The sequence below is a fragment of the Marinimicrobium sp. UBA4209 genome (genome assembly GCF_002381585.1).
Taxonomy (GTDB): Bacteria; Pseudomonadota; Gammaproteobacteria; order Pseudomonadales; family Cellvibrionaceae; genus Marinimicrobium; species Marinimicrobium koreense.
In genome coordinates, this window is the sequence record NZ_DFTP01000094.1 from 38,219 (window position 1) to 49,999 (window position 11,781).

The 11,781-nt window shown below is 58.7% G+C and carries 10 protein-coding genes and 1 pseudogene; 3 read left to right on the forward strand and 8 right to left on the reverse strand.

Features of this window, described 5'->3' with window-relative positions:
- Positions 1–459: 459 nt before the first annotated feature.
- Positions 460–1,380, forward strand: coding sequence for an allantoinase PuuE (puuE, locus tag B3187_RS13675; protein WP_286807032.1), 921 nt, complete (start codon positions 460–462; stop codon positions 1,378–1,380).
- An 88-nt stretch (positions 1,381–1,468) separates the two neighbouring features.
- Positions 1,469–1,972, forward strand: coding sequence for a cupin domain-containing protein (locus tag B3187_RS13680; protein ID WP_286807034.1), 504 nt, complete (start codon positions 1,469–1,471; stop codon positions 1,970–1,972).
- On the opposite strand, the gene B3187_RS13685 is transcribed toward B3187_RS13680, so the two are convergent.
- The 8 genes and pseudogenes from B3187_RS13685 to xdhA form a co-directional block, all read right to left on the reverse strand.
- Positions 1,933–2,265 carry a DUF1330 domain-containing protein gene (locus tag B3187_RS13685; RefSeq protein WP_265366744.1) on the reverse strand — a complete coding sequence of 111 codons (333 nt, stop codon included), beginning with the start codon at positions 2,263–2,265 and terminating at the stop codon, positions 1,933–1,935. The genes B3187_RS13680 and B3187_RS13685 overlap by 40 nt on opposite strands.
- Positions 2,265–3,473 carry a urate hydroxylase PuuD gene (locus B3187_RS13690; RefSeq protein ID WP_286807035.1) on the reverse strand — a complete coding sequence of 403 codons (1,209 nt, stop codon included), beginning with the start codon at positions 3,471–3,473 and terminating at the stop codon, positions 2,265–2,267. The genes B3187_RS13685 and B3187_RS13690 overlap by 1 nt, the downstream gene beginning before the upstream one ends.
- Before the next feature lie 13 nt (positions 3,474–3,486).
- Positions 3,487–4,827, reverse strand: a complete 1,341-nt coding sequence (gene guaD / locus B3187_RS13695; protein WP_286807037.1) for a guanine deaminase — start codon at positions 4,825–4,827, stop codon at positions 3,487–3,489.
- Between the two features lie 11 nt (positions 4,828–4,838).
- On the reverse strand, positions 4,839–5,177 hold the full coding sequence (uraH, locus tag B3187_RS13700; protein ID WP_286807038.1) for a hydroxyisourate hydrolase: 339 nt from the start codon (positions 5,175–5,177) through the stop codon (positions 4,839–4,841).
- 8 nt (positions 5,178–5,185) lie between these two features.
- On the reverse strand, positions 5,186–5,701 hold the full coding sequence (uraD, locus tag B3187_RS13705; RefSeq protein WP_286807039.1) for a 2-oxo-4-hydroxy-4-carboxy-5-ureidoimidazoline decarboxylase: 516 nt from the start codon (positions 5,699–5,701) through the stop codon (positions 5,186–5,188).
- Complete coding sequence (gene xdhC, locus B3187_RS13710; RefSeq protein WP_286807041.1) at positions 5,698–6,573, reverse strand: xanthine dehydrogenase accessory protein XdhC; 876 nt, start codon at positions 6,571–6,573, stop codon at positions 5,698–5,700. Before xdhC ends, uraD begins: the two co-directional genes overlap by 4 nt.
- Positions 6,570–8,930, reverse strand: a pseudogene (gene xdhB, locus B3187_RS13715) (xanthine dehydrogenase molybdopterin binding subunit). The gene xdhC and the pseudogene xdhB overlap by 4 nt, the downstream one beginning before the upstream one ends.
- Complete coding sequence (xdhA, locus tag B3187_RS13720) at positions 8,923–10,386, reverse strand: xanthine dehydrogenase small subunit (protein ID WP_286807043.1); 1,464 nt, start codon at positions 10,384–10,386, stop codon at positions 8,923–8,925. Before xdhA ends, xdhB begins: the two are co-directional and overlap by 8 nt.
- 190 nt (positions 10,387–10,576) lie before the next feature.
- Between xdhA and B3187_RS13725 the strand changes: the two genes are divergently transcribed.
- On the forward strand, positions 10,577–11,781 hold a 1,205-nt coding region (locus B3187_RS13725; protein WP_286807044.1), incomplete at its 3' end, for an ABC transporter ATP-binding protein.

The following is an 11,781-nucleotide window of genomic DNA, read 5'->3' on the forward strand; positions in this document are numbered from 1 at the left end:
TTGGACTTGAAGCGTTCAAACCAGTCTCCCTCGGCTTCGGCCTGTGCGGCGCCAAGCACCAGCCAGAAGGCCGCCGACAACCAGGCTAAAATCAAGGTCTTGGAAAGCGGTGTGGTTTTCATTCAGTGATCCGTTTAGGTGATGGACTTTCCAAGTGCAGCACATACGGGTGCGGCGCTGGATTCGTTACTCTCTCCCTTTGGCTAGCAATTGCAATACCAATTTTCTGATTACGCCATGAACGCCGCGTTACTGCTGTGCGCCGCCAGAAGATAACCTGTCTATATGGTCGAGATTTGTAATTTGATGGTGCACTCTCAGCCCGTATTGCCCCGAAATACGGCACTTTGTCTGCATATACTGTGTTTATCATACCCTGTCCAATGGCACAGTTTTTGAACACGCAATGAGAGTAGTTCAACTCTCTGCTTTGATAATTTCGCCCAAGTGAGCCCCATAATGAACGATTCCTACCCCAGAGACATGATCGGCTATGCCAACCGTCCCCCCAAGGCCAATTGGCCCGGGAACGCCCGTATGGCCCTGCAGTTTGTGATCAACTACGAAGAGGGAGCAGAAAACTGCGTGCTTCACGGCGACGACGCCTCGGAGACTTTTCTGTCCGAGATCATTGGCGCCAAGGCCTATCCCGACCGACACATGAGCATGGAGTCCATTTACGAGTACGGAAGCCGAACAGGTTTCTGGCGATTGCACCGCTTATTCAGCGAGTGGCGCGTACCCGTCACCGTTTATGGAGTGGCCATGGCCCTGGAACGCAACCCGGCCGCCGTGGAAGCCATGCTATCGGCCGGCTGGGAAATTGCCAGTCATGGCTACCGCTGGATCGACCACCAGTTTATGCCTATCGAAGAGGAGCGGGCGCAAATCGAGAGAGCCATTGAGACTCATACTCGGGTGACTGGCGAGCCGCCCTTGGGCTGGTATACCGGACGGGACAGTCCGAACACCCGGTCACTGATCATTGAGCGCGGAGGCTTCCTGTACGATTCCGACTCTTACGCCGATGACCTGCCCTACTGGTATCATGACGAGGGTAAACCGTCACACCTGATCATTCCCTACACGCTGGACAACAACGACATGCGTTTCGCCGCGCCACAAGGTTTCAACTGTGGTGAGCAGTTCTATACATACCTGAAAGACAGCTTCGACACCCTTTATGCCGAGGGCGTCGAGACACCGAAAATGATGAGTGTCGGGCTGCATTGTCGCATCATTGGCAGGCCAGGTCGGTTCCAGGCACTGGAGCGCTTTGTCCGCTACGCACTCGACCACGAGGATGTCTGGTGCTGCCGCCGGGTGGATATCGCCCGTCACTGGCACCAGCATCACCCAGCCACCGAACAGGAGAGTTGATGCTATGGTTTATCGATCTCTTATCATTGGGCTATGCGTCTCGGCACTTACCGCCTGCCAAGGCCTCACCGCACAAGGAGATCCAACAATGACCACACCGAGCGCTGAAGCGGTCATCCGGGCTTTGGGACTAGAACAACACGTGGAGGGAGGGTTTTATCGTCGCACCTTTCAGGCCGATGATCGCGACCCGATCATGACCCGCTACGGCGAGCGGTTTTTAATGACGTCCATTCACTACCTGCTGACCGATACCTCACCAGTAGGTCATTTCCACCTTAACCGCTCGGACATTGTGCATTACTTTCACCTCGGCGACCCGATCGAGTACTTCCTGATCCACCCGGACGGTAAACTGGAACGCGTGGTAATGGGACCAAATGTGAACAGGGGGCAGCGCCTGCAGTTGACGGTTCAGGGTGGTACCTGGAAGGCATCGCGCCTATTGTCTGGGACCAGTGGCTACGGTTTGATCAGTGAAGCCGTATCGCCGGGGTTTGATTTTGCTGATATGACTCTGGGAAAGCGGACTGGCTTAATCGAACTATTCCCTCAGCACAGCGTACTGATCGAAGCACTCACCCGGCATTGAGCTTCCACCGAGCCGTCCACCAGAATCATACGAACGCTGGCGTTGGCCTGCCTTAACTGGTGGATGGGCTGGTACTCTTCGCAGGTGGCCCAGTGCTGGGCACGTTCCCAATCGGGAAACTCCATGACGACTACTCGTTCGGGCTGCCAATTGCCATGTAAAACTTTGGTCCGCGCCCCACGCACCAGATAGCGACCGCCGCACGCTGCCACTGTGGGCGTAATCTTTTTCAGATACTCCCGATAGGGTTCCGGGTTATGCACATCGATATCGACAATAATGTAAGCCACCATTACTGAGCCTCCTTTTCCAGAGAGTTCTGCGCCTTCAACCAAGCGACCAGGGCGACTCGCTCCTTATCGGTCAGTCCGGTCATATTACCCAGAGGCATATAGCTCGACTGGATTGCCGGCAGTGCAAGGTCCCTGTGCGCTGCCAGATCCATCGAGGACTCTATGACCAGCCCGGCTGGCGGCGCCCGAAAGCCGGGCTGCACCGGGTCAACCCCATGGCAGTTGGCACAGTGCCGGGTCGCCCAGGCATCCACTTGCGCCGGCGCAGGCAATTCCGATGCTGCGCCGGCCGACGAATCGGAACTGGGCCATGAGGCCAGTACCGCGACCACGACGAGACCCGCCGCACTGGAGAGCAGCACCGCCGGGCGATGGTGGCCCTGATGCTTGAGGTTGAAGTAATGCCGGCCCCAAGCGAGCAGAATACCCACGGCGGACAATACCAGCCAGGCCTGTGGATGGCCGTAGAGAAATGGGTAATGGTTGCTGATCATGCAGAAAATAACCGGCAGCGTAAGGTAGTTGTTGTGCGTGGAACGCAGCTTGGCGAATTGGGCTTTGGCCGCATCCGGCTCCCGTCCTTCGCTCACCGCCGCCACAAACGATTTTTGTGCGGGAATGATGCCCCAGAACACATTGCCCGCCATCCAAGTGGCGATCATCGCCCCCACGTGAAGGTACGCGGCCCGCCCGGAAAACAGTTGTTGTGCCAACCAACTTGCGAGGGTGATCAAAAGCATCAACGCCACGGCAAACCCCCACCCTTTTTTTACCAGCGGTGTCCTCAGCAGCGCTTCATAGCACAGTTGCCCCAGAGCAATAAACAGCAGGCTCGCCACCACCCCGGCTCCCGGTGTTTCGATCCAAGCGTCGGGCCTCACCAGATAGGTACGGGCCTGAACGTAGTAAAGCAGGATCAATAACAGAGTCCCGCTCAACCAGGTACTGTAGGCCTCCCATTTGAACCAGTGCAGTTTCTCGGGCATGGCTTCCGGTCGCAGCCGATACTTTCCTATTTCGTAAATACCTCCCCCATGTATCGCCCAGAGATCGCCCTTGATGCCTTTTTCTTTTTTCCATGTCGGCGGCTCGCGCAAGTTCAGATCGAGCCAAATGAAGTAAAACGAGGCTCCGATCCAGGCAATCCCGGCCACCACATGAAACCAACGTACCGCCAGGTTCAGCCAATCAATCAATACTGTGTCCAAATCCGTTCCCCTTCTATACGTAAGTCGCCTGCTGGGCCGTGACTGACTGTCGTTGAAACTGTGGCCGCCCCATCACATAGGTGCTCGCGATATTGTTCTCGTCTCCCAGCATCATCAATGCAAACAACGATTCCGTCAGCGTCCCCGCTCTTGCTTGTCGATATGCTTGGAGCGGAGTGGACGACCGGTCGATCAGAATAAAATCGGCGTCTTTTCCCGGAGCGAAGTTGCCTATGCGGTGATCAAGCTTGAGTGTCCTGGCATTGCCCAGGGTGATCCAGTAAAAGGCCTGTAACGGATTCAGGTTCTGGCCTTGAAGCTGAAGCACCTTGTAACCTTCCGCAAGTGTTTTCAGCATTGAAAAACTGGTTCCGCCCCCGACATCGGTGGCGATACTGATCTCGACTCTAGCATCGGTCAGCCGCCGGGCATTCAGTAAACCACTACCGAGAAACAGGTTGGACGTCGGACAGAAGGCGACCGAAGAGCCGGTATCGGCCAAGCGCTTCAGCTCGACATCGCTCAGATGCAGGCCGTGACCAAAGACACTGCGCTCTCCCAAAAGTCCGTAGCGATCGTACACATCCAGATAATCCCGAGCGTCGGGGAAAAGTGTTTTGACCCATGCGAGCTCATTCAGGTTTTCTGACAGGTGAGTCTGCAGGTAAAGGTCATCGTAGGTCCGGTAGAGTTCCCCAGTCAGACGCAGCTGTTCGGGGGTGCTGGTCGGCGCAAAACGTGGCGTCAGGGCGTAATGTAAACGGCCGTTGTGGTGCCAGCGTTCAATCAACGACCGGCACTGTCGATCGCTCCCGGTGGCGGTATCGAGCAACGCTTCCGGGGCATTGCGATCCATCATCACCTTGCCCGCCAGCATGCACAGGTCCCGCTGTCGGGCGACCTCGAAGAAGGCATCGGTGGACTGCGGGTAGACGGTGGTGTACACCATGGCGGTGGTGGTGCCGTGGGCGAGCAGCAGGTCAACAAAGCGCTCCGCCTCGAGCCGGGCGTACTCGGCATCGGAAAACGCCTGCTCTGCGGGAAACGTATAGTGATTCAACCAGTCGATCAACTGCTCGCCGTAAGAGGCGATGACCCCGGTCTGTGGGTAGTGAATGTGACTGTCGATCAACCCCGGCATGAGCAACCAGTCGGGGCTGTGTCGACACCGGTTCAGATCCAGGCCCTGACGTTGCAGGACCCTGGCATGGTCGACGGTCACAACCCGCCCCCGATCGTCGACCAGCAGTACGCCGTCTTCAAAATATTCCAGGCCGGCTCCGGTGTGCGGATCGGGCTCATCGGTAAAATGCACAATGGCGGCGCGATAGGCCGTGTCAAATACTGCCGTCATAAACCGCTCCGTCAACTGCCACGATAGGTCGAGTAACCAAAGCGGTTTAGAAGCACCGGCACGTGGTAGTGCTCCTCTGCCGACTCGACGCTGAAGTAAATATCCACCTGGGGGTAGAAGCTGTCCACGCCGCGAGAGGCGAACCAATCTCCCACCGCAAAGCACAGGCGATGCACGCCGGGCTCGATGAAAAAGGCGCTGGACCAATGACCGATGCGACCATCTCTGTTGGTGGTTCCGGTCACCAAGGGTTCAGCGTCATCGGCGCGGTAGAGACCAACCTCCACTCCTGCCGCCGGGCGGCCGGTTTCCAGGTTGAGTACGTGGGTAGTAATCGGGGTTCGTGCCATAGTTTTCACTACTCGGTTGGTTGAAGCCACTGAAGAAGCCGCAGGCGGGTGATCTGTCCTTGCTCGCTGGCGCCGTTGCGCAACTCCTCGGCGCGGGAATTGTCGATGCGCTCGCGCAACGTCTGGAGCATCGCTTCCGCACTTCTGCCCTTGGCGCAGACGATAAAAATAAAACCATGTCGCTGTTCATAATCGACGTTCAACTGGTGCAGCTCATGCAGTACCGATTCGTCGGTCTGCAGTACTTGACCCTGTTCGTCTTTGGCCTTTCCGGCAAAGCGCGAGCGGAGCTTTTCGGTATCTCCAATTCGCGCATGACCGGAAAAGGCCTCCAGAATTTCCGTTTCAGTAGCGCTCGCCCAAAAACGCTCGGCGTGAGCAAGTACGTCCATCACATTTTCGAAAGGTCGGGCGGCGACCATATCGTGGGCCCAGCGGCGACAGTGGCAGCAGCCGTATAGCTGTTCGAAGGCCTGCTCCATGGGGGAGAGGTTCAGTTCGTCGATCGCATCGGTCGGCGTCATTTCAAAGGTTCCTTGGCCGTGGAGTCGGCGCTCCGGTTTTCGGGGCTGGCGAGCAGGCGCTTGATCTCTCGCCATGAGGTCCCTGGACGCGGGCGCGCCTCGGCGTAATACCGGCTCTGGAGTTGCGCGACAATGGAAACCGCCACTTCCATGGGACGCTTGCCTTTGACCTCGGGCAGGCCGACGGGGCTGACCAGGCGATCGATCATCGCATTGTCGTGGCCGGCCTGTGCCAACCGTTTGCGAAAGCGCAGGGCTTTGGTGTCGGACCCGATCAACCCGGTAAACGCCCAGCGGTAATCCGCCAGTAAACGATCACAGAGGGCAAAGTCGAGAGCGTGATCATGGGTAAAAATCACCACCCAGGTATCGTCCCGCGAGGCGTCGATACGACTGACCGGGGATTCACAATAGTGGTAGTGGCAATTCTCCGGTAGCGACTCGGTCATCAGCTCCGGGCGGTTGTCGATAATTTCCACCCGGCAGGGCAACTCGCCCAGAATCGTGGTCAGCGCCCGGCTGACATGGCCCGCTCCGAACAGTGCCAAGGTCCAGTCGCTGGCGGGGTAACTTTCCAGCAGCACGGTGACATTGCCACCACAGCACTGTGCGGCTTCGGCGGCCAACGGAAACGGTTTGAGCCATTGGCCACTTTCATTTTTTGCCAGATGTTCGCGGGCCTGCTGCACGATCAGAAATTCCAACTGGCCACCGCCCAGGGTGTCATAGGTGCGCTCGGAATCGATCACCATTTTGCTGCCGCCATCGCGCGGGGTGGAGCCCTGGGTGCTTATGACGGTGGCAATCACGTAGCCACGCCCCTGGCGCGCGCAATACGCAATGGCGTCCTGCCAGTTCACACGCGGATTCATTCGGCCACCTCCTCGACCGGCTTGCCGGTGCGATTGAAAGCCTCGCATTCACGTAGCGCCCAGTAGACCCGCTCGGGCGTTGCCGGGGTATCGAGTCGCGGGCTGAAGCGGTAATCCGTCAGGCTGGCGCAGGCATCGCGTAGCGCCGCCCAGACCGAGATCGCCAGCATCAGCGGCGGCTCGCCCACCGCCTTGGAGTGATAGACGGTCTCCTCGATGTTGGGCCGGTTGTAGAGCGCCACGTTGAACACTTCCGGGGTATCGAAGGCGGTGGGAATTTTGTAGTTGGCCGGGCTGTTGGAGATCACCCGCCCGGCATCATCCCACAGCAGCTCCTCGGTGGTGAGCCAACCCATCCCCTGAATGAAGCCGCCTTCAATCTGCCCGATATCAATGGCAGGGTTAATGGACTGACCGACATCGTGGAGGATATCCACCCGGTTGACTTTGTACTCACCGGTATCGGTATCCAAGGTGACTTCTGACACCGCCGCGCCGTTGGCGAAATACAGAAATGGCTGACCTTTGGCGGTGGTCCGATCGTAGTGAATTTTCGGAGTGCGATAGTAACCGGTGGAGAACAGCGGCACGCGATTTAGGTAGGCCGCCTTGATAAAGTCCTCAAACGCCACGGGGTCTTTATCAAGATATACACGATTGTTTTCAAAACGTACTGTGTTCGGAGAAACCCGATAGTGACTCTCGGCAAATGCGAGAAGATCCGACTTGATCCGGTCGCAGGCATCACGGGCGGCCATGCCGTTCAGGTCAGTGCCGGATGAGGCCGCCGTGGGCGAGGTGTTGGGCACCTTGTCGGTCCGGGTCGAACTGACCTGCACGCGTTCCACTGACAGGCCGAAGGCATTGGCCACTATTTGCTGAACTTAGGTGTACAACCCTTGCCCCATTTCGGTCCCGCCGTGATTGATCAACACGGTACCGTCAGTGTAAATCTGCAGGAGAGCACCGGCCTGGTTGAGATGCTTGGCGGTAAAGGAAATACCGAACTTCACCGGCGTCAATGCCAGGCCTTTTTTCAGACAACCGGGGGTCCGGTTGAACGCGGTGATGGCCTCGCGGCGGACGCGGTAGTCTGAACTTTCCTCCAGCCGCTCCATCAGGTCCACGAGCATATGTTGTTCGATGGTCTGCCCATAAGGCGTTTCATCGCGTCCCGGCTGATACAGGTTGGTCTTGCGCGCATCGAGCGGATCCATGCCCAGGGCCCGGGCGATATCCTCGACGATGGTTTCTATGGCCATCATGCCCTGGGGGCCACCGAAACCCCGAAAGGCGGTGTTGGAAACCGTGTGGGTTTTGCAACGCAACCCGAGGATGGAAGCACTGTTCAGGTAGTAGGCGTTGTCGGCATGAAACATCGCCCGGTCGACAATGCCTTCGGACAGGTCCGGGGAATAACCGCACTTGCCAGCCAACACCATTTTGGCGGACTGGATGCGTCCGTCATCGTCAAAGCCGACCTGCCAGCGGTTGAGAAAATCGTGGCGCTTGCCGGTCTGGACCATGTCGTCCCGACGCGGCATCCGGTAACGCACCGGCCGACGCAGGCGGTGAGCGAAAAGCGCACACAGGCACGCCAGCGGGCCCGCCTGACTTTCCTTGCCACCGAACCCGCCGCCCATGCGACGGACTTCGGCGACCACATGATGAAAGGGCAACGCCAACACTTCCGCCACCAACTTCTGAATTTCGGAGGGGTGTTGGGTCGAGCTGATGACATGAATGCCGCCATCCTCGGTGAGACTGGCCTGCCCCACCTGACCTTCGAGGTAAAAGTGCTCCTGGCCGCGCACGTAGATCTCGCCTTCGATCCGGTGGGGCGCACGCATCAGTTCGCCGTCGGGGTCACCCATCATCAAATGATGTTCCGGCAGAACGTAGCTGTCCGCAGCGATCGACTGCTCTACCGTCAGATGGGCGACAAGGGGCTCGTACTCCACCTCGGCCAGGGCCACCGCCCGCAGCGCGGCTTCCTGACTGGTGGCCGCCACCGCAAAAATGGGCTGGCCCACATATTCCACTTCGTCGCCCGCAAGCAGTGGATCGCCACCGTACACCGGCGCCACGTCAATCTTGCCGGGAATGTCGGCCTGCACCACCACATCGAGAACCCCGGTGGCAGCTCTGACGCGGCTCAGATCCACACGCTTGATGCGCGCATGCGCTTGAATCGACTGGCCGATAGCAACGTATGCCAGATCGACCGGCACCGGGAGATCATCAATATAACGGGCAGCGCCGGCCACGTGCTTGCGCGCGGATTCATGAGCCACGGCCCGGCCCGAGGCGAGCGCGGCGGGACTGTCTTCCGGGCGGCGGTCGGTCAACTTACGCATGAGTGAATACCCCCGGCTCCACGGCCTTCCCGGCACGCGCCGCCGCCAGAGCCCGACAGGCTTTGCGCAACAGACTGCCGGCCATGGCCATACGGTAATCCGCCGAAGCACGCACGTCGGTCATGGGTGTAAATTCGTGGGACAACTGTTCACAGGCCCGATCAAGCGCCGCCTCATCAAGCTCGCCCTTGCGCTGCCAGTTCGATTGGTTGAGCAGCGCCTCGGTCTCCAGCGCGCGCCTGGGTGTGGCGGCCATACCGCCATAGGCAATGACCAGAGAGCCGTCAGCGCGCCAGCGAAACGCTCCCATGACCGCAGAGATATCGTCCTCGTAACGTTTGCTGAGCTTGATCAGCTTGAGCGGTTCGTCAAAGGCGGCCCGCTCAAACACCACTTGCGCCAGGTACTCTCCCGGTGCCAACGTGGTCTTTTTGTAATCGAGGTAAAAATCGGTCAGCTTTTCCCGTCGCTCATCGCCGCGACCATTGCGGATGATCAGCTCCGCCTCCAGTACCAACAGATAGGGCGGCATATCCGCAATGGGGGAAGCATTTCCGATATTGCCGCCGATGGTGCCGCGATTGCGAATCTGGCGCGACCCCAGGCGGCTCAACATCTGCATCAACTCCGAGGAACGGGCTCCGAGGGTCCGCTCCAGCTCCGTGTAGGTGACGGCAGCCCCGACAGCGATGCGCTCGTCGGTCACCAAAACCTTCTTGAGGCTCTCGATGGCATTGAGGTCGATCAGCGTTTCAAACGAGCGGTAAAGTTGAGTGGCCTCCAGCATCAGGTCAGTCCCGCCGGCGATCAGGCGCGCGTGGGGTTCGTCGAGCAACCGTTGCTGAAGCGCCTCTTCCGAGGTGGGACGATGATAGCCTGAGTCCCCGTCGGACAACGCCTCACTGCTCGCAAACGGTGCACTCTCACCCTCATTCTGCACAATATTGGCCAATCGGGCAGGTTTTTTAAGAGCCTGAGAACCGGCTTCCACAATCGGACGATAACCGGTGCAACGGCACAGATTTCCGGAAATTGCATCGAGAATGCGGTGGCGTTGTTCACGGTCATCGCCCGCCAGCAGCGTGGCCTGTTCCGAGTGCAGCGACGCCAGCGACATCACAAACCCGGGCGTGCAGAAGCCGCACTGGGAGCCGTGACAGTCGACCATGGCCTCCTGCACCGGGTGCAGAGCCCCTTCGACCGCCAAGCCCTCAACCGTGATCACTTCCCGGTCGGCCACACTGCCCAGCGGGCAGATACAGCTGTTCACAGTATGACTGACCGGGCCCTGCGGCCCCTGCTCTAACAGCATGACGGTGCAGGCACCACAGTCACCCGAGGCACAACCTTCTTTCGTACCGGTCAGCCGCCGCTGTTCGCGCAGAAAGCGAAGCAGTGTCATCTCCGGCGCCTGGGGGCCGGTGTCGACCGAGACCTTGTTGACAACCAAACGCACGATAAGTCCTCCAGTGGACGTTGATTCAGGCGGGTTTTCGCTTTCGCCAAACCCTGTCTCACTGGTACAAAGCAAAAATCTGGCCAGACAGACAATTTTTTTTAAATGTCCTGCGGATCGCCTCAAAATCAGCCAATGGCATACTCCTTGCTTTAGCCTTGAAACCATTTTTGTCTAAACAGTCAGGTTTATGTCTCAAGAGAAAGCAACACGATTGGAACTGATCGGTGTCACCAAAGCCTATCCGGGCTGCATTGCCAACGACACGGTGAACCTCAAAGTCGCGGCCGGTGAAATTCACGCACTGCTGGGGGAGAATGGCGCCGGCAAAAGCACCCTCATGAAGATGATCTATGGCGTGGTCAAGCCCGATGCCGGTCAGGTGCTGTGGAACAATAAGGAGGTGTCGATCGAGGGACCCGCCCAGGCCCGGGCGCTCGGAATGGGCATGGTGTTTCAGCACTTTTCGCTGTTCGACACTCTGACCGTCACGGAAAATATCGCGCTGTACCTGACTCAGGCGGAATACGGTTCCATGAGCGCGTTGCGCCAGCGCATTGTGGCGGTGGGCGAGGAATATGGCCTGGCGATCAATCCGGACCGGCAAGTGCACACCCTGTCGGTGGGTGAACAGCAGCGCGTGGAGATCATCCGCTGCCTTCTGCAGGATATTCAGTTGCTGATTCTGGACGAGCCCACCGCCGTGCTCACCCCTCCGGAGGTGGCCCAGCTCATTGATGTTCTCAAGCAACTTGCCCGCAAAGGGTGCAGCATTCTGTTCATTTCCCACAAACTGCACGAAGTGAATGCATTGTGTGACCGGGCCACCATTCTACGTGGGGGCAAAGTAACCGGTTCTTGCATTCCATCGGAAACCAGCGCCGGTGATATGGCCAAACTGATGCTCGGGGATGAGCTGGTTCTGGATCACGACCTGCCACCCGGCAATACCGGGGCAGTACGCCTAAAATTACAGGAGGTAGAGGTAAGGCCCACCAGTCAGTTCGCCATTCATCTGCACGATATCAGCCTGGACTTGAAGGCCGGCGAAATTCTCGGTCTGGCCGGCGTCGCGGGTAACGGGCAGGACGAACTAGTGGACCTGATCAACGGCGAACTCAAACCCGACCGGGGCACGCTTACTCTGGACGAGGCGCCCCTGGACGGCTGCAGCGTCGTCGCTCGGCGTCGACGCGGGCTGGGCACAGTGCCGGCAGACCGGGTCGGTCGGGGTTCGGTGGCTTCAATGTCACTAACCGAGAACCAACTGTTGACCGGCTATGTAAACCACGGCGTTCGCCACTCACTTGTGAACTGGCCCGCCGTGCGCCAACGCGCCGCCGACATCATCCGGGACTATGGGGTGAAAGCCACCGGGCCCGCGTCAATGGCGGG